The organism is Halomonas sp. 111, assembly GCF_052379685.1.
Lineage (GTDB): Bacteria > Pseudomonadota > Gammaproteobacteria > Pseudomonadales > Halomonadaceae > Vreelandella > Vreelandella citrativorans.
Genome location: NZ_JBQSYV010000011.1, coordinates 20,818 through 41,805 on the forward strand (window position 1 = coordinate 20,818; position 20,988 = coordinate 41,805).

19 protein-coding genes are annotated in these 20,988 nt (G+C 52.7%); 7 read left to right on the forward strand and 12 right to left on the reverse strand.

From position 1 onward, the window contains the following. Positions 1-149 precede the first annotated feature (149 nt). The gene (locus ACT3T7_RS09830) at positions 150-1,607 is read left to right on the forward strand and encodes a cobyric acid synthase (RefSeq protein WP_444630922.1); all 1,458 of its coding nucleotides are present in this window, start codon (positions 150-152) and stop codon (positions 1,605-1,607) included. On the opposite strand, the gene ACT3T7_RS09835 is transcribed toward ACT3T7_RS09830, so the two are convergent. Beyond that, the gene (locus tag ACT3T7_RS09835; RefSeq protein WP_139528162.1) at positions 1,604-2,509 is read right to left on the reverse strand and encodes a LysR family transcriptional regulator; all 906 of its coding nucleotides are present in this window, start codon (positions 2,507-2,509) and stop codon (positions 1,604-1,606) included. The two genes, ACT3T7_RS09830 and ACT3T7_RS09835, sit on opposite strands and share 4 nt — an antisense overlap. A gap of 148 nt (positions 2,510-2,657) precedes the next feature. On the opposite strand from ACT3T7_RS09835, the gene ACT3T7_RS09840 reads away from it, so the two are divergent. The 3 genes from ACT3T7_RS09840 to ACT3T7_RS09850 all read left to right on the forward strand — a co-directional run bounded on the left by ACT3T7_RS09840 (position 2,658) and on the right by ACT3T7_RS09850 (position 6,977). Then, positions 2,658-3,782: a 4-oxalomesaconate tautomerase gene (locus ACT3T7_RS09840; RefSeq protein WP_444630923.1), complete on the forward strand. Its 1,125-nt coding sequence runs from the start codon at positions 2,658-2,660 to the stop codon at positions 3,780-3,782. A gap of 52 nt (positions 3,783-3,834) precedes the next feature. Then, positions 3,835-4,941, forward strand: a complete 1,107-nt coding sequence (locus ACT3T7_RS09845; RefSeq protein WP_444630924.1) for a tricarboxylate transporter — start codon at positions 3,835-3,837, stop codon at positions 4,939-4,941. Positions 4,942-5,021: 80 nt separating this feature from the next. Beyond that, positions 5,022-6,977 carry a tripartite tricarboxylate transporter permease gene (locus ACT3T7_RS09850; RefSeq protein WP_444630925.1) on the forward strand — a complete coding sequence of 652 codons (1,956 nt, stop codon included), beginning with the start codon at positions 5,022-5,024 and terminating at the stop codon, positions 6,975-6,977. Between the two features lie 66 nt (positions 6,978-7,043). On the opposite strand, the gene ACT3T7_RS09855 is transcribed toward ACT3T7_RS09850, so the two are convergent. Further along, positions 7,044-7,385, reverse strand: a complete 342-nt coding sequence (locus ACT3T7_RS09855; protein WP_444630926.1) for a RidA family protein — start codon at positions 7,383-7,385, stop codon at positions 7,044-7,046. Between the two features lie 168 nt (positions 7,386-7,553). On the opposite strand from ACT3T7_RS09855, the gene ACT3T7_RS09860 reads away from it, so the two are divergent. Continuing rightward, the gene (locus ACT3T7_RS09860) at positions 7,554-8,114 is read left to right on the forward strand and encodes a hypothetical protein (protein WP_441679840.1); all 561 of its coding nucleotides are present in this window, start codon (positions 7,554-7,556) and stop codon (positions 8,112-8,114) included. Positions 8,115-8,142: 28 nt separating this feature from the next. Here ACT3T7_RS09860 and ACT3T7_RS09865 read toward each other — a convergent pair whose 3' ends face one another. Together ACT3T7_RS09865 and ACT3T7_RS09870 are read right to left on the reverse strand one after the other, a co-directional pair. Continuing rightward, complete coding sequence (locus ACT3T7_RS09865) at positions 8,143-9,324, reverse strand: vWA domain-containing protein (protein WP_444630927.1); 1,182 nt, start codon at positions 9,322-9,324, stop codon at positions 8,143-8,145. A gap of 3 nt (positions 9,325-9,327) precedes the next feature. Continuing rightward, positions 9,328-10,182, reverse strand: coding sequence for an AAA family ATPase (locus tag ACT3T7_RS09870; protein ID WP_444630928.1), 855 nt, complete (start codon positions 10,180-10,182; stop codon positions 9,328-9,330). 583 nt (positions 10,183-10,765) lie between these two features. Here ACT3T7_RS09870 and ACT3T7_RS09875 point away from each other — a divergent pair. Beyond that, positions 10,766-11,371, forward strand: a complete 606-nt coding sequence (locus ACT3T7_RS09875; protein ID WP_193053148.1) for an OmpW/AlkL family protein — start codon at positions 10,766-10,768, stop codon at positions 11,369-11,371. An 88-nt stretch (positions 11,372-11,459) separates the two neighbouring features. Here ACT3T7_RS09875 and pepQ read toward each other — a convergent pair whose 3' ends face one another. From pepQ to ACT3T7_RS09910, 7 genes are all read right to left on the reverse strand, one after another. Beyond that, positions 11,460-12,758, reverse strand: coding sequence for a Xaa-Pro dipeptidase (gene pepQ / locus ACT3T7_RS09880; RefSeq protein WP_444630929.1), 1,299 nt, complete (start codon positions 12,756-12,758; stop codon positions 11,460-11,462). Between the two features lie 14 nt (positions 12,759-12,772). Continuing rightward, a complete protein-coding gene (locus ACT3T7_RS09885) occupies positions 12,773-13,684 on the reverse strand; it encodes a LysR family transcriptional regulator (RefSeq protein WP_444630930.1) in 912 nt (303 codons plus the stop codon). 49 nt (positions 13,685-13,733) lie between these two features. Further along, positions 13,734-14,780, reverse strand: a complete 1,047-nt coding sequence (locus ACT3T7_RS09890; RefSeq protein ID WP_444630979.1) for an ABC transporter ATP-binding protein — start codon at positions 14,778-14,780, stop codon at positions 13,734-13,736. A 17-nt stretch (positions 14,781-14,797) separates the two neighbouring features. Next, a complete protein-coding gene (locus ACT3T7_RS09895) occupies positions 14,798-15,814 on the reverse strand; it encodes an ABC transporter ATP-binding protein (protein WP_172118205.1) in 1,017 nt (338 codons plus the stop codon). Between the two features lie 7 nt (positions 15,815-15,821). After that, a complete protein-coding gene (locus tag ACT3T7_RS09900; protein ID WP_444630931.1) occupies positions 15,822-16,778 on the reverse strand; it encodes an ABC transporter permease in 957 nt (318 codons plus the stop codon). Beyond that, complete coding sequence (locus ACT3T7_RS09905; RefSeq protein WP_172118203.1) at positions 16,775-17,824, reverse strand: ABC transporter permease; 1,050 nt, start codon at positions 17,822-17,824, stop codon at positions 16,775-16,777. The genes ACT3T7_RS09900 and ACT3T7_RS09905 overlap by 4 nt, the downstream gene beginning before the upstream one ends. Positions 17,825-17,980: 156 nt before the next feature. Beyond that, positions 17,981-19,552, reverse strand: coding sequence for an ABC transporter substrate-binding protein (locus tag ACT3T7_RS09910; RefSeq protein ID WP_444630932.1), 1,572 nt, complete (start codon positions 19,550-19,552; stop codon positions 17,981-17,983). 290 nt (positions 19,553-19,842) lie between these two features. Between ACT3T7_RS09910 and ACT3T7_RS09915 the strand changes: the two genes are divergently transcribed. Further along, entirely contained in the window at positions 19,843-20,343 is a 501-nt protein-coding gene (locus tag ACT3T7_RS09915; protein ID WP_444630933.1) for a hypothetical protein, read from the forward strand. 11 nt (positions 20,344-20,354) lie between these two features. Here the strand turns inward: ACT3T7_RS09915 and ACT3T7_RS09920 are convergent, their stop codons facing one another. Next, positions 20,355-20,744 (reverse strand): glutaredoxin family protein, encoded by a 390-nt coding sequence (locus ACT3T7_RS09920; protein WP_193053180.1) that lies wholly within the window; start codon positions 20,742-20,744, stop codon positions 20,355-20,357. Positions 20,745-20,988: the final 244 nt, after the last annotated feature.

Genomic DNA, 20,988 nt, shown 5'->3' on the forward strand with positions numbered 1-20,988 from the left:
CGTGTAAAGCGCTTGTTTGAATCGCTAAGCCTGCTGGGGGTGCCGTCGCAAGGGTGGTCTTCTTTGCCCTTGATGTGCGTTGCATCCTTGTAGAGTGCTCGCTACAGTTCGGCCTTTGCTGGGCTAACTGAACGTATGGAGCATGTCGCATGGCCACCTTAATGATTCAAGGCACCACGTCAGATGCAGGTAAGAGCACCGTGGTCGCCGGGCTATGCCGAGTGCTTAAACGTCGAGGCTTTCGTGTGGCTCCTTTCAAGCCTCAAAACATGGCATTGAACAGTGCCGTAACGGAAGATGGCGGAGAAATCGGCCGCTCTACCGCTCTACAAGCACAGGCCGCTGGCGTGGTACCTCATAGTGATATGAACCCCGTGCTGCTTAAGCCGGAATCGGACCGTGGCGCTCAGATAATTTTGCGCGGTAAGGTGTACGGCCATATGGGGGCGCTGGATTACCACGCCTTTAAGCGGACTGCTCAGGAAAGTGTCATGGCCGCTTGGCATGCATTGCAGCGCCGTTATGATGTCATTATTGCCGAAGGGGCAGGCAGCCCTGCCGAAATTAATCTGCGAAAGGGCGATATCGCGAATATGGGGTTTGCGGAGTCGGCAGATTGCCCCGTATTACTGGTCGGCGATATTGATCGAGGAGGCGTATTTGCCCAGTTGGTAGGCACGCTTGAATTGCTCAGTAAAAGCGAGCAGGCGCGTACCAGGGGATTTATTATCAACCGTTTTCGCGGCGACATTGGCCTGCTGAACCCAGGGCTTGAGTGGTTGACCCAGCGGACAGGTAAACCTGTGTTCGGCACCTTGCCGTATCTGCAGGGATTATTACTGGATGCTGAGGATAGCGTTGGCCTCACCCAAAAAACAGCGCAGGCAGCGCCATTAACTATTGTTGTGCCGGCGCTTCCACGTATCAGTAACCATACCGACTTTGACCCGCTGCGCCTTCATCCTCACGTGGCGTTGCATTTTATTGGACCGGACCAACCGATTCCCGCGGCAGATGTCATCATATTGCCGGGCAGTAAAAGCACTGCCAGCGACCTAGCTTGGCTAAAGCGCCAGGGCTGGGATAACGCCATTCAGCGTCACCTGCGCTATGGCGGTAAGGTGTTGGGTATTTGCGGTGGTTTTCAGATGTTGGGCGAGTGGGTCGATGACCCCGACGGGCTAGAAGGGCAGCCAGGGAAAGTAGCCGGATTGGGGCTTTTATCGCTCACCACACGTATGGTGCTGGGCAAACAGCTACGTAATGTTAGCGGTGTGCTAGTCGGCGAAACGGCAACGGTCATGGGTTATGAAATTCATAACGGCATTAGCGAAGGCTCCGCCCTGAGCAGGCCACTATTTGATATTAATGGTCGACCAGAAGGCTCGGTCAGTGATGATGGCCAAATCATCGGCACCTATCTGCATGGACTATTTGACCATCCTGATGCCTGCCATGGGCTGTTAAAACAACTGGGCCTCGCTGACGACGAGCAAAGCGATTACCAAGCCCACCGAGAGCATGAACTTGATCGCTTGGCGGATATGCTGGAAGCCCATGTAGATATTGAGGCGGTATTAGCGTTGCTACCTTCCGAAAGTCGCTAGATAGCTTCTTTGCCCCAGTGCTCTAAAAGAAGATCAATAAATAGCTGCGCAGTACTGGATAAGCTGTGCGAGTTGCTGCGCACTAAACCAATCGAGCGCTGAATGCGTGGCTCGGGTAAATCGCGAGAACAGAGCGTGTCGTGATCCGGGCCGGGCATGGTCATGCGCGGCAAAATAGCCACACCCAACCCCGATTCCACCAGTCCTAATGAGGTAGAGAGATGCTGTACCTCATAAAAGCTGTTGAGGTGGATACCCTCCGCTGAAAGCGCGTTATCCAGCAACGTGCGATTGCCACTATCGCGGCTCACAGTAATGAGACGCACATCTTCTAAATCGCTCCACTCAATCTGCTTTTTGCTGGCAAGCGGGTGGTCTGAGCGCAGTGCCAGCACAAAGGGGTCTCGAAGTAGCGGGGTAAAGCGCACCTCGGAGCTTTGCGCGCTGATCATGTTGATGCCGAAATCCGCCTCACCATTAATGACTTTTTCCAGTCCCTCGTTAGCACTGACATCCAGAATTCGGATGCGAATGCCCGGCCAAGCCTCGCTAAACACGCGAATGACACTAGGCAAAAAGTAGAAGGCTGCCGTTGGCAAGCAGGCAATCGTCACCGTGCCTTTTTGGTGCGTGACGAGCTCGCGAATTCCCAAAATCGAGGACTCATACTCCTCTAACATACGTCTGGCACGGGGTAGAAAGTCAGCTCCAATTGGCGTTAGTCGGGTACGTCTCGTGGTTCTCTCAAGTAATTCAACTTCAAGGAGTTCTTCGAGTTTTTGGATGCGCCGAGTAAGCGCTGGCTGCGATAAATGCAAGCGCTGCGCCGCCTCATGAAAGGTGCCTAATTCAGCGACCAAAATGAAGGCCTGGAGGTCGAGAAATTCGAGTCTATGCAGCATAGGATTGTTGCGCTAAAGAGGGTAATTAATAATCAAAACACATTAATGCACAAAACGGATTTATAGCAACCTATATTTGCATTTGAGACATTAAACATTGGCTGACATTCTTCGTTCATACAGTCATCGCGAACTATGGCGGAGCGATATGAACAGCATTCCTTGTGTCATTATGCGGGGCGGCACCTCTAGAGGCCCCTTTATTCGCATGAAAGATCTGCCCAGTGACCAGGCCCAGCAGGCTGATATTCTGCTGAGTTTGATGGGCTCCGGCCATGCGCTACAGATCGATGGTATTGGAGGCGGCGACCCGCTCACCAGCAAAGTGGCCATTGTGGAGCGCTCGTCACACCCTGATGCCGATGTTGACTACCTGTTTGCTCAAGTAGACGTAGTGAACAAGCGCGTCGACTTTAACCCGAACTGCGGCAACATGCTCTCTGCCGTTGGGCCCTATGCCATCGAAACAGGGCTGGTGGAACCCCAAGACGGTACGACCGTGGTGAAGGTGCATAACCTGAACACCCGGCGGTTGATTGAGTGCCATGTACCCACTCCGGGTAAGCAGGTGCAGTACGAAGGTAGCGTTACCATTAGCGGCGTTCCTGGCAGTGCGGCGGGCATCCAGCTCAGCTTTTTAGACATCATGGGCAGTAAAACGGGCCAGCTGCTACCCACCGGAAACGCTTGCGATGAGATTGATGGTGTCGAGGTGAGCTGTATTGATGCGGCCACCCCGATTATGCTGCTGCGCGCTGAGTCGGTCGGGTTAACTGGCCATGAGTCGCCTGTTGAGCTGGATAATAACGCGGCCTTATTAACCCGCTTGGAGACCCTGCGCCGTGAAGCGGGGAGACGAATGGGAATGGGCGATGTTAGCCAGAGCGTGCTGCCCAAGGTGGTACTTATTTCAGCGGCTGAAGCAGCATCCCACACGCTGAATGTGCGCTATTTTGTGCCCCATCGCTGCCATAAAGCGATTGCCGTGACAGGTGCGATGGCCGTGGTGGCGGCGATTAACGTGCCCGGCTCGATTGCCAATCACATGGCCATGAGCACTCGTAAGCTTTTCGCTGGACAACTGCTATCACAGATTATTCTGGAGCATCCTTCTGGCTCTATTGAGCTAACGGCCGAATATCGCCAGCAGAATGCCTTTGACCTAGCGCGCGTATCGCTCATTCGAACGGCTCGCAAGATCATGAGCGGGCAAATTTTTTACGCGACCCCTCCAAAGAAAGTGGGGCAACACGTTATCGAAACCGTTGATTGAATAACGCTACCTTTATGACTGACCGACAATAATCAATAACAGGAGTATCGCCATGGCCACTCTGAAAAACACGCCACTAAAGACGTTCAAGAAAGCGCTACTTGTGGTTGCTTGTTCCACGCTCGGTGCTATCAGTGTGAATGCTCAAGCTGACGATGTGAACGTGCCTGACACCATTCGCTGGACCATTCCCTTTGGTGTGGGCGGAGGAACCGACGTATGGGCGCGCTTCTTCACCACCTGGATGATCGAGAATATTCAAGGCAACCCGACGTTGGTGATTGACAACGTACCCGGCGGCGGCTCTATTAATGGCAGTAATCTGTTCGCCATGCGGGCGGACTCGGATGGCAGCCAGTGGATTGGCACGTCTGCCTCTACCCAATACCCTGCCATGCTGCAAGACCGCCGAGTACGCTATAGCTACGATGATTGGACGCCGATTTTAGCGACGCCCACCGGCGGCGTGGTCTATGCCCAACCTGGCCTAGGCGATAGCGCAGAGGAAGTGCTGAACGCGGTAACTAACCAGCGCGTTAAGTTTGCCGTTCAAAGCCATACCGGGCTAGAGCTGCCGGTATTGATTGCGCTTGATTTGCTGGGGGCCGATGTGCAGGCCGTTTCGGGCATGCGTAGCCGTGGAGAAGGGCGGTTAGCCTTTGAGCGTGGCGAGGCCGATATCGATTTCCAGACCACCTCTGCCTATTTCAGCAGCGTAGAACCTCTGGTAGAGAGCGGCCGAGCGGTGCCGCTGTTTTCCCTAGGCGTTCTTAATGACAGCGGCGAGATCGTTCGTGATCCTGCCTTTCCTGACTTGCCAACCTTCAATGAAGTGTATGAAACCCTGCATGGTGAAGCACCTAGCGGTCCCGCCGCCGAGGCGTATCGTAAGTTCTTTGCCTCAGGGTTCACGCTGCAAAAGTTGATCCTACTGCCAAACGATGCTCCACAAGCGCTGATTCAGGAGTATCGCGAAGCAGCACAGCGTTTTGTGGATACAGAAGCGTTTAAAGATGCAGCAATGGCACAGCTTGGCCCCTACACGCCAGTGGTGGGTGAGGTCGTCGAGCAGCATCTACAGGAGGCCATGTCACTTGATGATGCCACGCGACAGTGGTTGGTCGAGTGGCTGCTAGAGCAGCACGATGCCCGTATTTAACACGCCAGTTAACACAAAAAAGCACTGCTTAAGTGGTGCTTTTGGGCTCCCTTACACTAAACAACATAAGAGCCATGACAATGATAGATGTCTTATTTTCCAGTTTGGGGCAGTTGTTTACTGTTCCCCATATGCTGTACATGGTGATTGGTGTCCTGATTGGGCTGATTGTGGGCATCATTCCTGGGCTTGGCGGCATAGCCGGCATGTCGCTGCTGTTACCGTTTCTTTATGGCATGGAGCCTTCCGTTGCTCTGGGCATGCTAATGGGCTTAGTGGCGGTGATCCCCACTGGCGATACGTTTGCCTCTGTACTGCTTGGCATTCCAGGCTCTAGCGCTTCCCAGGCCACCGTAGTAGATGGCTTTGCGTTGGCGAAAAAAGGGCAGGCGGCACGAGCGCTCTCTAGCGCGTTTCTGTCATCAATGATCGGTGGGCTTATCGGTGCGCTGGTGTTGACGGCCTTTATCCTTATTGCTCGGCCTGTTGTGCTGTCGTTCTCTTCCTCAGAGCTATTTATGTTGACGCTGCTGGGGCTTTCCATGGTGGCGGTTCTGTCTGGTAAAGATGTTTTTAAAGGCATTGCTGCCTGCGGCGTTGGCTTACTGGTGGGCACCATTGGCATGGCACCCGCCACTGGGGAGTTCCGGCTGCCGTTTGAAATTGACTACCTCTACGATGGATTGCCGTTAGTGGTGGTGGGGTTAGGTATTTTCGCACTGCCTGAAATCATTGATTTATTAGTGAAGCGCGGCGCAATTGCCGAGCAGCCCTGCCAATTGGGCAAAGGCTGGAAAGAGGGCGTCAAGGATGTAGCCAAACGACCTGGGTTGGTGGCTCGCTGCGCGGGCATTGGCAGCTTGATGGGCACGATTCCTGGCCTGGCGGGTTCAGTGGTGGATTGGCTCACCTATGGCCATGCGGTGCAGAGCGCCAAGGATAAATCACAGTTCGGTAAAGGCGATATTCGTGGTGTGATTGCGCCCGAATCTGCTAACAACGCCTGTGCCTGCGGGGCAATGGTGCCCACGCTGCTGTTTGGTATTCCTGGGTCTGGCACGGCGGCGGTGTTCTTGGGTGGTTTGCTACTGCTGGGCCTTCAGCCCGGGGTTAGTATGCTGGAGACCAATCTTGATCTGACGTACACCATTATTTGGTCGTTAGCTTTAGCGAATATCTTAGGCGCTGCGCTCTGTTTAGGCTTAGCGCGTCCGGTGGCGAGTTTAACGCGAGTGCCGTTCGTGATTTTAGCACCGCTGATTACCATCTTGATTCTCTTTGCGGCCTATCAAGCAACGCGTTCGCTGGGGGATCTCTTTGCTCTCGGCATTATTGGTGCGATTGGCGTGCTGTTCAAGCAGGCGAACTGGTCTCGCCCGGCCTTCTTGATTGGCTTTGTGCTCGCGCCCGGTGCTGAAGCATACTTCTATCAAGCCGCCCAGTTTCAGGGGGCTGAGGCCTTCATGCGGCCTGGCGTACTGATCATTGGCGCACTGATTGCGGCCTCACTGCTACTTCCGCCGCTACGTCGCTCTTTACGTAACTACCTGCAAAAGCGCCGTCAAAGCGAGGAGTCTGCTGCTCATCCGCTTCAAGAAGAGGTGGCTCCGTTGTCGCTGGGCGTGATTGATGTGGCATTGCTGGGCAGTCTGTTAGCCGGTGCCGCGTATATGTGGTGGGCGTTTGCGGATCTTTCCATGCTGGGTGGCATCATGCCCCGGTTGGCGATTGCCATTATCGTGGCAGCCTGCGTGCTGGAAATTGTTAGAACGGTCATCAAACCGATGAAGTGGCAAACTCAGACATTAAGTCAGCAGTTGCTTTGGGTCGCCGGTTTCTTCGCGTTGATTGGAGGCGTGATGGTGCTCGGTTTCCTGTTTGCCGCCGCCATATTTTGCCTTGGCTTCTTACTGGTGGTGGCACGTATGAAGCCCATAGCTGCCGTGGGTTTAGCGGCTGGAGCGACGCTCTTCTTAATAGGGGTGGCAAATCTGCTGACGCTTACCTATCCCACTGGTATGTTGGCAAGTTTGTAAAACAAGTTCTTTCTAGAGACGAGTACACAAAAGGCCATTCAGTTGGCTTTTTGTGCTGCAAAGTAGCTAGAGCTCCGAATCGCTAACGCATTTAGCCATTAGGGTAATTTCAAGGCGACTACCGCCGTAGATAGAGGGCGATTCAGTGCACGTACGGGCCGAGTAACAACCCGGCCCAAAGAATTCGGAATAAATAGCGTCCATCGAGCTGATATCTTTTAAATCAGCCAAATGGATGTCAACACGCACCACATCCGCTAAGCTGCCTTCTTCTTGGTTCAGCATGCGTGCAAGCTCGCGAATCACTAGGCGCGTTTCTTCCTTGATATCGCCTTTGGCATCGTGGTCGTTAGAAAGGTCAGCAACGGTTAGACCCGAGATAAACACGTAGTGATCATCTATCACCATGTGACTTCCTGTGAAGTCCGGTTGGGGTAGTATCGGATCGTTGAAAAACTGAGGCATTTAACCTCCAGCGGGCAGCAAAAGTGCTCAATTGCGTGACTATTCGTATCCCGATCAGTTTACATGCATTAACGTAGCTAATACGGTTAGCAACAGCTTAAAGAGAGCGTCATGAAGGTAGTTCAGATTAAAGAAGCGGGGCAGCGAGATGCCTGTTTAGCGCAACTGTGCGCTAGCGTTTATGGTCAGCAGGCAGGATTAACCCCGCTGGTGGTGTTTGCCGGTACGCGCAAGGTGCTGTTTACCCAAGAAATAGCCCGTTTGGTGGCGGGTGTTGATGGCGCTGGTAAGCCGTTGGCGCTGGCGCTGTTGGTATTGGATGAGGCGGGCGAAGGCATGACGATTACTCACGCCTGCGAGTTTGAGCAAGGCGCCAAGCAGCGGCTTATCAGCGAATTGGCGCTTAAAGCGCCGCTGCGCGTTGAGGTGGATAATGCGGAGCAGGAGGCGGTTTATCAGGCGAGCGGTATCAAGCGCTGGTTTGATGGCGTTGACAGCAAACGCATTGGCTTAAGCGGCCGCCATCCGGCCAGTAATGCAGGCGAGCTGGCCGCGACCGTTGCGTTGGATGAGGCGCTAATTTTACGACGCTTTAAGCACGACCCAAAAGCATTTGAAAGCGCCAAACAGGACTTTCTAAACGGCTTGAACCAGTTTCCCGCAACGCTCTGAGCATGCTTATCCTGTGAGCTGGCCGAGGCTACTTTTTGGCCAGCTCGCGCATGGCGCTTTCCAGCCCTTCCAGTGTCATGGGGTACATGCGGTCTTCAATAATTTCACGAATCAACTGTGTGGAATACGTGTACTCCCAAGCGCGAGGTGGCATGGGGTTAAGCCATGCCAAGTGGGGAAAGGTCTCGCAGACGCGTTTCAGCCATGTGCCGCCGGGCTCTTCATTAAAATGCTCGACACTGCCACCTCGGTGAGTAATCTCATAAGGTGACATGGCCGCATCGCCCACGATGACTACCTGATAATCCGCGCCGTAAGTGTGGAGCACGTCCATGGTGGGGATGCGCTCGCTGCCGCGTCTTGAATTATGTCGCCAGACCCCTTCGTATAAACAGTTATGAAAGTAGTAGTGTTCAAGATGCTTGAATTCGGAGCGGGCAGCCGAAAACAGCTCCTCACAAACACGAATGTGATCATCCATGGAGCCGCCTACATCCAGAAACAGCAGCACCTTAACGGCGTTGTGGCGCTCAGGGCGCATCTGAACGTTTAGTAAGCCCCCATCGCGCGCTGTTTCTCGAATGGTACTGTCGACATCGAACTCTTCCACAGCACCCTGGCGGGCGAACTTGCGTAATCGGCGCAGCGCCATTTTGATATTGCGGGTACCCAGCTCCAGCGAATCGTCATAGTCGCGAAAGCGCCGTTCATCCCAGACCTTTGTTGCGCGGCGATGGCGTGAGCCTTCCTGGCCGATGCGAATGCCTTCAGGGTTATAGCCATAGGCGCCAAATGGGCTAGTGCCGCCTGTGCCAATCCACTTGTTACCGCCTGCGTGGCGCTCTTTTTGCTCTTCCAGGCGTTTTTTAAAGGTGTCGATCAGCGCTTCCAGACCGCCTAGCGATTCAATGTTGGCTTTCTCTTCATCCGACAGCTGCTTTTCAAATTCTCGGCGCAGCCAGTCATCGGGAATCAACGCCTCAATGGCGGCGTCCATGTCTTCAAGGCCTTTAAACCAGGCAGCAAAGGCACGGTCAAAGCGGTCAAAGTGGCGTTCGTCTTTTACCATTACCATGCGAGCGACTTGGTAAAATGCTTCCATATCGGCGAATACGACGCCACGTTCAACCACCGCGTGCAGGTCCAATAACTCACGCAGCGAAACAGGCACGCCTGCACGCTTTAAGGTTTCGAACAGACCAATAAACATGGCTTAACGACCTGTGCCTTTCTGACGGCGTAACATAAACGCTAGGCGTTCAAGCAGCTGCGTATCCTGCTCGTTTTTAACCAGTGCGCCGGCCATGGGCGGCAGCGCCTTGGCTGGGTCGCGGTTGTAGAGCGCTTCCTGGGAAATTTCATCCGCCATTAGCAGCTTAAGCCAATCAACCAGTTCAGAGGTTGAAGGTTTCTTCTTAAGGCCGGGCGCATCACGTAGTTCGAAAAATACGTTCAGCGCTTCGCCGACCAGCCGCGGTGCAATATCCGGAAAGTGCACATCCACTATCGCCTGCAGAGTGGCTCGGTCGGGAAATTCAATGTAATGAAAAAAGCAGCGGCGCAGAAATGCATCGGGTAGCTCTTTTTCATTATTGGACGTGATGATAATAATGGGGCGTTGATCGGCTCGGATCGTTTCACCGGTCTCGTAAACGTGGAACTCCATGCGATCCAGTTCCTGGAGCAAGTCGTTCGGAAACTCGATATCGGCCTTATCTATCTCGTCGATCAAAAGCACGACACGTTCATCGGCCGTAAAGGCTTCCCACAGCTTGCCGGGCTTTATGTAGTTGGCCACGTTCTCCACGCCTTCGACACCTAGCTGAGAATCGCGCAGCCGGCTAACCGCATCGTACTCATAAAGCCCTTGGGCTGCCTTGGTACTGGATTTTATATGCCAGGTAATTAGCTGAGTGCCCAATGACTCGGCCAGCTCTTCCGCGAGCAGGGTTTTACCGGTGCCAGGCTCGCCCTTAATCAGCAACGGCCGTTCAAGAACAATCGCCGCGTTAACCGCTTGCTTTAGTGCATCAGTGGCAATGTAGGAAGAAGTAGAGTCAAACGCCATGAAGAGTGCCTCGACGGGTCGAAAACGTATTCAAACAAGTGTACGTGAGGGTAGGTGTCGGGGCCAACAGCCGATTCCGATGGCGTTAAATAGAAACACCAAGACCCAATGGATACACACAGTACCTTTTTGCACACACGGTACCTTTAGGGGGCAAAACTACCTAAGCACGGACAGGGTTGGTGCACTTTCTTCGCATGAGATATTGAGGTAGGCGAGTTGAGTGCAGGCGCTTTGTGTATATTTTTGTATTTTAATGATTTTTAGGATGTTGGCACGCAGTTGGCTATATCGTAAATAAGAAGCAAATGAACAGCATCACTAGCCACATTGGATGCTCTTCCTTCTTTACTACATCGCCACGGTAATGACCGTTTTGCGATACACCGTGTGAGCTGGCGTGCTCCTCTTGGGTCCCCTTCGGGGGGCTTTTTTTTATGTTTGAAGAAAAGAGTTAACATTTTCAACATATAACAAGAATGTCACAAGAAATTTGGAAACACTGTTCGATTGGTATATATTGTATAGGTAAGCCGGTTGGTCGACACCAATCCCAAGCTAAAATGCATAGAGGGTGAACCTAATGAGCAATATGAAATTAATTTCAGCCGCTGTGGTAACTGCTGGCTTAGCACTGGCAAGCCAGGTTGCCTTAGCGTACAACGCTGGCGATGCATTTGTTCGTGGTGGCGTCGCTCAAACCGATACAGGATCAGGCAACGGTAATATCAATGGAGAGTCACTGAACGTTCAAAGCGAGACAGGCTTTACGTTCGGCGCTGGTTATCTATTTACTGATAAAGTGGGTGTTGAGCTTAATAGTTCTGAAAAATTTGAACATCAGCTCAATGCGGCATCACAAGACCTGGGAAGCATTGACCGCTTACCCGTAAATCTATTAGTAAATTACTACCCCATGGGGGGGCTGGATTCACGTGTTCAGCCGTACGTTGGCGCAGGTCTTAACTACACACGCTTCTCGGGTGGTCCTGACAATATTGACGTACGCAGAAGCTATGGCGCTATCGGCCAAGCCGGTGTGGATTTAGCAGTCACCCAGAACGTGTTACTGAATGGCTACGTAAGCTATGCGGATGTGGATGGCGAGATCAAACGTGATGGCGAGCATATCGGTAAAGTCGATATGGACCCGGTCACCATCGGCGGTGGCGTGACGTTCCGTTTCTAAGGCATAAGCCAGCTTTAAAATATCATCTAACACCCGGCCTTGCGCCGGGTGTTTTTTTACGGCTTAACAAGAGGTTCTGTTACGGGCCTTATGGGGTCAAATTATCGTAACCGCTTTCAGTGACCACTACGTTATCCTCGATACGAATACCGCCGCAGGACATTAGCTGATCCACCAGCGTCCAGTTAACTGGAAGCGATGTGTCGCGCAACGGGTTTAGGAGCATTGGAATAAAGTAGAGTCCTGGCTCAACGGTTACCACCATGCCGGGTTTCAAAATACGCGTTAAGCGCAGGGCGGGATGTTCGCTGGGGGCGGGGGCCGCCGAGCCATCAGGGTGACGTAAACCGGCTACGTCATGCACTTGAAGTCCCAGGGAGTGACCTAAACCGTGTGGGCAGAAGGCGCGAGTGACTCCTTCGCTTACCGCTTGCTCGACGGTGCCTTTAAATATGTCATGGGCAACGAGAACGCTTCCCAGGGCTTGGTGCATTTGCTGGTGTAGCTCAACAAAAGAGGTATCCGGTTCGATGCGACTAATAATGTCATCTTTTAGATGATGTAGTGCCGTTACCAGTTCTTCAAAAATCGCGGGGGCATCAGGCCCTGCGTGGGTGCGGGTGATATCTGCGCAGTAACCTCTAAAGCGTCGCCCGGCATCTACTAACAAGCTGTAACGCTGGCTGGGGGGTGTTATGTCGTAATGTTGGTAGTGCAGGACGCCTGCATGTCCATTCAAACCAATAATATTCTGGTAGGGAACGTTAGATTCGCGCTGTCGGCTAGCCGCTAGGTAGGCCAGTTGAATATCGAGCTCCCCTGAAGCGCCAATAAAGGCGGCTTGGGCGGCCTTGTGACCTGCTATTGCAAGGTGATTGGCTTCTCGTAGACAGGCAACTTCGTAAGGTGTTTTGAACATGCGAAGTTCATCAAGCGCTCGCACAACCTCATCAGGGGCTGTTTCAGCGTTCAGCGCCTGCTGAATATCGGGCGCCGTGCTTGCTATATCGCCGATGACGACGCTGCGGCCCTCTAAATGAGGTGCGCGTGTGTGGGCACACTGATGTACATCAATGACGGATAGCCAAGGCTCATCGGGTAGCTGAGTAGGCTGATGCCAAAAATCAGCGGGCGCATGCAGATAAAACTGCGGTTTTTTGCCGGGTTGGATGACTAGCCAGCTGTGCTGAATGTCCGCAAGGCCTACCCAGTGCATAAAATGGCCATAGGTTTGGAAAGAGGCGGCATGATCATCAGCAAAATGATGGCTGGCGTGGCCGCTATAAATCACCAGACTGTCAAAGCCGTACTTTGCTAACACCTGCTCATAGGCATGCTGTAAATGAGCGATATGATCAAGCTGCAGGTTAAAAAGCGTTGTTGACATAAAAATCTATCCTGTTAACTACGTGACGGGGCGAGCTCGCTCCAGAGTTTGTCTAGTTCTGCATGGTGCTGATGCTGGTGGCGGTATAAGCGCAGCTCCATGGGCACATCCCAGCGGCTATCGCCTGCTCTGACAAGGGTGCCTTGGGCGAGCTCATGTGAAACGCTGCGCTCTGGCAGCCAGCTCATTCCATATCCCAGCAATACCAACTCTTTTATACCTGCCGCGCACAGGTTTTCACTTTGTGCCACCAGGTGGGTGCTTTGAGGTAATCTGGCCAGGTGTGCCTTTATTGCAGAGCCCAGCAGGCCTCGCTTGGGGTAGGCAAGCCAAGGCGAGGGCTGCTGGCGTGTGCCTGGTAAAACGGTACAAGGCTCGCCTTGAGAAGCAAGCCCCGTCACGGGAATTAGCCGCTCATGGCCGATCACCCGATAGGTACAAGCGCTTGTATCGATATCCAGATCGCAACGCCCGGCAGGCCAGTAACAGATAGCCAGGTCGCACTCTGCGCGCATTAACGCTTGAAAATAGTCGTGAGCAATCCACCCGGTAGCGCGCAGGTAGGGCTGTACATGGTCCTGCCAGCCGGTAGACGCTAGCCATTCAGGCAGGAAATTCCCCAGCAGGCTTTGCGGGGCGGCCACCATAATGCGCCGCTGTTGACCGGCATTAATCTCGCGCAATCGGTCACGCGTTAAACGAACGCGCTCCGTTACCTGTTCGCATAAGGTGAGGAACTCCTCACCGGCGGGGGTTAACGAAAGCGGTAGCGTTTGGCGATTAATGAGCGTAATACCCATCTCTTCTTCCAACAGTTTAATCCGTCTAGAGAAGGTCGGCTGGGTTACGTTTTGATCATCGGCGGCACGTGAAAAGTGCCGAGTCCTGGCCAGGGCAATAAAGTCTTCTAGCCAGCGAATTTCCATGCTTTACCTCGCAGTGAGATGGCGTGACTGGCCAGTAAATGCCTACGCTTCATAGGCGGCCTTCCTCAACAGCGTGGCAGGCTACACGCGTGCCGTCATCCTGCATTTTTAATTGCGGGATTTCTTGAATGCAGCGCGCATTGGCATACGGGCAGCGACCATGAAAAACACAGCCGCTCGGTAAGTTAACCGGCGTTGGCACCTCACCTTTAAGGCGAATATGCTGCGGCCGGTCATCTTCAAGGCGCGGAATAGATGAAAGGAGTGCTTGGGTGTAGGGGTGGCGAGGTTTGGCGAACAGAGTCGAGGTCGTGGCTATTTCGCACACGGTGCCCAGATACATCACGGCAACCCGCGTACCAAAATGCTCCACTACCGCAAGGTCATGGGTGATAAACAGGTAGGTCAAATTGCGCGCGTGCTGGGCTTCCATCAACAGGTTCAGCACCTGTGCCTGAATAGAGACATCCAGCGCTGAAATGGGCTCATCAGCAACAATAAACTCAGGGTCCACTGCCAGCGCTCGCGCAATGGCAATACGTTGACGCTGGCCGCCGGAGAATTCATGACCAAAACGCTTACCCCAGTCTGGGTCAATGCCCACCGAGCTCATTACTTCTTCGACCTTATCGGCAATCTGCTGACGGTTCCATGCGGGGTGGTGCAAGCGCAGTGGCTCTTCCAGTGTTTGCTGGATGGTCATCCGCGGATTAAGCGACGCGTAAGGGTTTTGGAAGATCATCTGCATGCGCTTGCGATACGGCAGCAAATGGCGCGAGCTTAAATGGTCAATGCGCTGACCATCATAGTGAATCTCGCCTTCAGATGGCGTAATGAGCCCCATGACTGTACGGGCAACGGTCGATTTACCGCAGCCGGATTCGCCAACGACGCAGAGTGCCTCGCCACGCATTATCTCCAGGTTTACGCCATTAATAGCGTGTACGTGTTCCTGGTGACGAACGAGCTTGCCGCCTTTAAATCGCAACTGGTCAAGAAAATCGCCTGATAGCGAAAACCGCTTTTTGAGATCGCGGATTTGCAGAAGTACTTGGGCTTCTTCGACGTTTTCAGCGGGGATGTGATGCTCTGCCATCGCACTTGCCTGCGTACTCATTGGCTTTCCTCCTTTAAACGACGATCTTCCAGCAGTTCAGCCACCATATGGCAAGCTACCTGGCAGTTGCCCGCTTGTACAAATCCGGGCACTTGCTCAATACAAGCGGGGCGGGTTTGCCCATCGGCGCGCTTAATAAAGTCGCAGCGTGGGTGAAAGGCGCAGCCGCTGGGGAGATTGGAAAGCGAAGGCATACTGCCACGGATCTGATTCAGTCTTTCACCAGGCGTTGCCATCTGGGGCAGGGCATTAATCAGCCCTTGGGTGTAAGGATGCTGCGGGTCATTAATGATCTCACGCGTGGGTCCTTGCTCAATCACGCGACCGGCATACATGACCAGCATGCGTTGAGTGACCTGACTCACGACGCCAAGATCGTGAGTAATCAAAATAAGCCCGACATTGTGCTGTTCGCAGAGATCCAGCAATAGCGCCATGATTTCTGCCTGAATGGTGACATCCAGCGCCGTTGTAGGCTCATCGGCAATAATGATGTCCGGGTCAAGCAGCAACGCAATGGCAATAATAATGCGCTGCCGCATGCCGCCGGAAAGTTCATGAGGGTATTGTTCCAGACGCTTTTCCGGTGAGGGAATTTGCACCTGGCGTAATTTATCCAGTGCAATGGCGCGGGCCTCTTTAGAGGAAATCCGTCGGTGAGCTTTTAGACACTCCACCATTTGAGCGCCAATCGATAACACCGGGTTCAGCGTCATCATTGGATCCTGGAAGATCATTGAAATTCGGTTGCCACGTATTTTACGCAGCCCGCGCTCCGACATGGTATTAAGCGTTTGTCCTTCAAACGTAATACTGCCACCGGCAATAAATCCGGGCTTGGCAATCAGATTAAGCAGCGAAAACGCCGCAACCGATTTGCCAGCACCAGACTCGCCTACAATGCCTAAACGTTCACCGCGCTCTAGCGTAAAGCTAACATCACGCAGTGCACGTACTTCGCCTTGGCGCAGGCCAAAACGTACATCCAATTGGGAAACTTCAAGTAATGCCATGGTGCCCTCAGCCTTTATAGAGTCGTGGGTTCATGACATCGCGCAGCCAGTCGCCCAATAGATTGATAGACAGCACCAGCACTACCAGTACCGCACCGGGAATTAGCGTGATCCACCAAGAGCCTGACTGAATGTAGTCAAAGCCTGCCTTGATTAACGAACCAAGCGATGGGTGGGTCTCGGGCATTCCCAGGCCTAAAAACGACAGCGCCGCTTCAGAAATAATGGCGTTGGCAATTTGCACGGTAGAAATAACGAAAATAGGCGATAACGTATTGGGCAACACATGGCGGAACATGATCCGTTTGCTGCGGAGTCCCATCACCCGGGCAGCGTCTACGTACTCCTTGTTTTTCTCGGCAAGTACGGAAGCGCGCACGGTGCGGGCGTATTGTGGCCACTCAGCCAAGCCAATAATCAGTATCAGCATCAGTACTGCGTATTGACTATAAAAAGAGCTACCCAAGGTGGCCTTCACCACAGCACCGACCACGATAGCTACCATCAAGGTGGAAAACGACAGCTGAATATCCGCCAGGCGCATAAAAAAGGCATCCACACGGCCGCCCAAATAGCCTGCCATTAGGCCAAACGTTACGCCTAAAAGTGCCTGCAAGATCACCGCACCAAAGCCGATTAAAAGCGATACTCGCGTACCGTACAAAATAATCGACCAAAGGTCTCGGCCCTGGGCATCGGTGCCCAGTGAGTAGCGTTCATCCGCTTCGTCGACCCAGAACGGTGGCAATTCGGAGGCCATAATATCGATCTGACGCAAATCGTAGGGATCGGTAGGCGCAATAAGAGGCGCGGCAAAGGCAGCCACTACCAGGCAGATAAATACCGCAAGGCAGAGCTGTGCCGTGCGGTCACTCTTGAAGCTGTACCATAAATAGGAGTCGCGAAAGCGTTGGAAAAGGCTGGGCGATTTGCTCTTGGGCACGCTCTTTGTTGTCATCGTCATGCGGGTTTACCCGTCAGTTTTACGGTGGGGTTCACAAAGCCGTAAATCAAATCCACGATGGTGTTGGTCACCACGAAAATGACACCGACAATCATTAGATAGGCCACGATTAGCGGGATATCAGCCCGATTGATCGCGTCCAAAAACATCAGGCCCATGCCCGGCCACTGGAACACGGTTTCGGTCAGAATGGTGTAAGCCACCATCGTGCCGATTTGAACACCGCCTACGGTGATCACCGGTAGCATGGTGTTTTTAAGCGCGTGGACAAAATAGACGCGGCGCATTGAAATACCCTTGGCGCGGGCATACTTGACGTATTCAGACTGCAGTACTTCCATCATTTCAGCGCGGATCAAGCGAATAAACAGCGGCAGCATGATAGAGGCGAGTGAAATGGCGGGTAGCACTAGATGTTGCAGACCGCTCCAGGTGGCCAGGTTGGTATCCCAATAGCCAAACACGTGCACCAAGTCATAACCGCGCCCAAACGAGGGCATATTACCTTGAGTGGATAGCGCACTGTTTAACCAGGCCCCCCACGCGGTCCCTTCGGGAAAAATTGAGACGGTAATGCCGATAGCAAAAATTTGAATTAATACAATTGCGGTTAAGAACACCGGAATCGAAATACCGATAATCGATGCCCCCATAAAAAACCGCGAGATAATCGAGCGTGGTTTAATGGCGCTGTATACCCCGATAGGTGCCGAAAAAACCACGATAATTAAGGTGGCCGCAAAGACGAGCTCAAGCGTTGCAGGCAGGTGGCGTGCAATAACGCTGAGTGCCGGCTCGCGGTAGAAGTAGGAGTTGCCAAAATCGCCTTGTACGGCATTTTTGGCAAAGCGCACATACTGCACCATGAAAGAATCATTAAGCCCCAAGCGCTCGCGTAGGGCCTCTCGTTCACTTTCGGGGACCGATTGTCCAACCATCTGCTGTATCGGGTCACCCAGGTTATCCTGGATGGCGAAGGCCAGCACGCTGATGATGAACATCACCAATACCGCGTGCATCAGCCGCTTGATTAAAAAGGCAATCATGGCGTACGCCACCTATGTAATAGTGTTTAGCAAAGGAAGTAGAGGTCAGTGCCGTTAAACATTTCGCAATGGGTTTTGACACAACAAGCGCTTCGCCCTCCAGTTGGCTGGAGAGCGAAGCATCCGTGCAGGCAATTTAAAAACCGTTAGTCAAACTTAGCGGTTAATAACGAGATCGCCCAAGTAGGGGAAGTCGATGGCGTTAACGACAGGTTCAATCTCAACGCCTTCGGCAGCGGCATACGCAAGGTTCTGCCAATGCAGCGTAATAAAACCAACATCTTCATACAGCATGGCTTCTGCTTCACGCAGCATTTCATTGCGTCGCTCAAGATCGGTTACGCTGTCGGCTTCAGTGACCAGCGCGTCGATCTCTTCATTGCAGTAATTGCCATAGTTGTATTGGCCCGCACCGCTCTCTTCATCAATACAGAAGGTGAGGTACTGGAAGAAGTTGGCAGTATCTTCAGTATCCGAATGCCAGCCAAGCATGGCGATATCCGATTGACGGGTATCATACTCTGGCCAGTACTGGGCGAGCGGCATGGTGCGCAGGTTAACGTTGATATTGATACGCGATAGCATGTTCGCTACCGCTTGGGCAATTTGTGCGTCGTTGACGTAGCGATTGTTGGGCGCAATCATGTCAACGCTAAAGCCATCTTCATAACCCGCTTCCGCCATTAGCTCTTGAGCGCGGGTCAGGTCATAGCGCGGTACCAGATCCGGGTTGTAACCGGAGTAGCCTTCCGGTGAAAACTGCCCGGCAGGTGTCGCAAAGCCACGCATTAAGCGATCAGCGATGCCTTCCTGGTTGATGGCAAGATCAACGGCTTGACGAACGCGCACGTCTTTGAAGGCTTCAACCTGTTCTTCGTTAAGCTGGAAGCCGATAATACGCGTGCCCGGTACTTCGAAAAGCTCAACGTCACTTGCTTCACGAACGCGCTCCAGATCATTCGGCGGCACAGCGTCAATAAAATCGACGCCGCCTGAGAGCAAGGCTGCTACGCGCGCGGCGTTTTCCGCAATCGGCGTCAGTACAATGCTTGAGACATTGCCTTCGCTTTCAGTATCCCAATAATCTTCAAAGCGCTCAAAATCGACACGCACGCCTTGGCGACGGTCAATAAGAACGAACGGGCCGGTACCGGAAACATTGCGTGAAGCAAACGAGTTGCCTGCTTTTACGATCTCCGCTTTATCGACGCCATTTTCGGTTTCACCGGTATAGAACTGGCTATCCATGGGGAAAATGTAGGTCGCCAGGTTGAGCAACAGCGGATAGGGGGTCGTCGTCGTGATTTCCACCGTGTAGTCATCAACCGCTTCGGCGGTAGCAATGGGCTCAAAAATGGCGCGGTAGTCAGGGCTCTCTTTTAAGCGCTCAATCGTCCATACCACGTCTTCAGCCGTCAGCTCGTTACCCGAATGAAACTTGACGCCTTCACGAAGCGTCATGCGCATATGCGTATCGTCTGTTTGTACCCATTCAGTTGCCAAGCGGGGCTCAAACTGAAAGTCCTTGGTCCAGCGGACGAGAGGATCAAACGCCAAGTGGGAGAAACGCAGCATACCGCCGGAAAGTTGTTCGTGAATATCAAGCGTTTCCGGATCAGCGGAGTAGCCAATGCGCAACGTTTCAGCGTTTGCTGTTAAAGGGAGCACTGCGCTACCCGCAACAGTTGCACCGATAATAGTGGCCAGTATCTTTTTTTTGAGCGCCATAATCGTTCCCGTATTATTGATAATTTTATTGTTCACATTACCGTCTAAACGCTATTGGCGAGACAGCAAAGCAGACACGGTCAGCTTGTAAGCTATCCTATTAACATAGAGAGTGTTGAATACGTCATACAATCGAAATAATGATAGACCCTATTCAACTATTGAATGATTGGGCTTGTAGCAGTGAATAGTGGAGTGCAAGCTAGTCTAAAGTCGTAGATGGAAAATAAACGGGCGTTTGTTATCAGCCCACGAAAGCCATTAGTGACCCGCTGGAAGGCAGGCTGAAAATGATGAAATGGAATCAATGGACCATTCTGGTGTTAATCGGTTGGCTTCCATTAACCGCACAGTCTGACACTATTGAAGGCATGCTGGACGGCGAGCCGCGGGAGTGGTTTGTGCTGAGCCAGGGCCGTGACTCCAATGCTTCTTTTGTAGAGGTTGGTGATCAACGTCAAATCACTATCACAGGGTTTGTCGAGCCTGATCAAAGGGACGCCTACGAAGGGTTGTCTATTAGCCTGGCGGTTGAAGACAACCAGCTTATCGATGCCCACGTAGTACAACTGATCGGTAGCACCACCGTACCGCCGCTTTACACCTCTGAAGGAGGCAGTGTTACCGTCACGTTGACGCAGCTTGAGCAGCAAGGCAGCCACATTCATATTGCTGGACGTGTCGAAGGCGTATTGGCGTTGCAAACTGCACTGGACGACGCGCCCAGCCGGGCTGAGGGAATCGACATTGACGTGCAGTTTGACGTTAATGCCTATCGAGCACGGTTCTAACAAGCACAGTTTTAAGCTCCAAATTGCTGATGCAGCCATGCATTAATATCATCAGACTCATACAGCCACTCTTCGCGACCATCTTCGTGGTGAATCTTTAAGCAAGGCACTTTGGTTTTGCCGCCGCCTTCAAGGAGGTCCTGCTTATGTGCGGGGTCATGCTGAACATCGCGCAGCTCAATGGTTAGTCCTAAGCGGGCAATTTCTTTACGCACCTTAATGCAGAAAGGGCAGGTACGGAATTGATAAAGGGCCAAGCGTTGGCAAGCCTGGTCGACGCGCGCTTGATCGGCGGGGGCACGCTCAATCGCGTTAGGCGTTGAGAGTTTTTCACTGATAAGCATGACCGGTGCCAGCACCAAGCGAACACCACGGAAAAAATAGCGAATTAATACACGCATAATAAACTCCATCGCTAACCCTGGGGCATGGGTCAGCGTTCTTAGAAAAAGTACGTCATTGTAAACAGCGATGCGACGCGCCAACAGGTAGGCTTTAAATAAGCGTGCGCGCATCCTGCAATAATCGAACGCATTTGTCACTTGGCTACGCTCGCTATACGTATATTGGGGCATTTTCTAACCACCACGTGTGCTTAAACCCTTGCTTCTGGGTGAGTAAACAAGCCGAGCATGCTAGTCTTTT

Bases quoted from the DNA above. Each gene is read 5' to 3' on its own strand.
- ACT3T7_RS09830 (WP_444630922.1), top strand. From the start codon at position 150: ATGGCCACCTTAATGATTCAAGGCACCACGTCAGATGCAGGTAAGAGC.
- ACT3T7_RS09835 (WP_139528162.1), bottom strand. From the start codon at position 2,509: ATGCTGCATAGACTCGAATTTCTCGACCTCCAGGCCTTCATTTTGGTC.
- ACT3T7_RS09840 (WP_444630923.1), top strand. From the start codon at position 2,658: ATGAACAGCATTCCTTGTGTCATTATGCGGGGCGGCACCTCTAGAGGC.
- ACT3T7_RS09845 (WP_444630924.1), top strand. From the start codon at position 3,835: ATGGCCACTCTGAAAAACACGCCACTAAAGACGTTCAAGAAAGCGCTA.
- ACT3T7_RS09850 (WP_444630925.1), top strand. From the start codon at position 5,022: ATGATAGATGTCTTATTTTCCAGTTTGGGGCAGTTGTTTACTGTTCCC.
- ACT3T7_RS09855 (WP_444630926.1), bottom strand. From the start codon at position 7,385: ATGGTGATAGATGATCACTACGTGTTTATCTCGGGTCTAACCGTTGCT.
- ACT3T7_RS09860 (WP_441679840.1), top strand. From the start codon at position 7,554: ATGAAGGTAGTTCAGATTAAAGAAGCGGGGCAGCGAGATGCCTGTTTA.
- ACT3T7_RS09865 (WP_444630927.1), bottom strand. From the start codon at position 9,324: ATGTTTATTGGTCTGTTCGAAACCTTAAAGCGTGCAGGCGTGCCTGTT.
- ACT3T7_RS09870 (WP_444630928.1), bottom strand. From the start codon at position 10,182: ATGGCGTTTGACTCTACTTCTTCCTACATTGCCACTGATGCACTAAAG.
- ACT3T7_RS09875 (WP_193053148.1), top strand. From the start codon at position 10,766: ATGAGCAATATGAAATTAATTTCAGCCGCTGTGGTAACTGCTGGCTTA.
- pepQ (WP_444630929.1), bottom strand. From the start codon at position 12,758: ATGTCAACAACGCTTTTTAACCTGCAGCTTGATCATATCGCTCATTTA.
- ACT3T7_RS09885 (WP_444630930.1), bottom strand. From the start codon at position 13,684: ATGGAAATTCGCTGGCTAGAAGACTTTATTGCCCTGGCCAGGACTCGG.
- ACT3T7_RS09890 (WP_444630979.1), bottom strand. From the start codon at position 14,780: ATGGCAGAGCATCACATCCCCGCTGAAAACGTCGAAGAAGCCCAAGTA.
- ACT3T7_RS09895 (WP_172118205.1), bottom strand. From the start codon at position 15,814: ATGGCATTACTTGAAGTTTCCCAATTGGATGTACGTTTTGGCCTGCGC.
- ACT3T7_RS09900 (WP_444630931.1), bottom strand. From the start codon at position 16,778: ATGACGATGACAACAAAGAGCGTGCCCAAGAGCAAATCGCCCAGCCTT.
- ACT3T7_RS09905 (WP_172118203.1), bottom strand. From the start codon at position 17,824: ATGATTGCCTTTTTAATCAAGCGGCTGATGCACGCGGTATTGGTGATG.
- ACT3T7_RS09910 (WP_444630932.1), bottom strand. From the start codon at position 19,552: ATGGCGCTCAAAAAAAAGATACTGGCCACTATTATCGGTGCAACTGTT.
- ACT3T7_RS09915 (WP_444630933.1), top strand. From the start codon at position 19,843: ATGATGAAATGGAATCAATGGACCATTCTGGTGTTAATCGGTTGGCTT.
- ACT3T7_RS09920 (WP_193053180.1), bottom strand. From the start codon at position 20,744: ATGCGTGTATTAATTCGCTATTTTTTCCGTGGTGTTCGCTTGGTGCTG.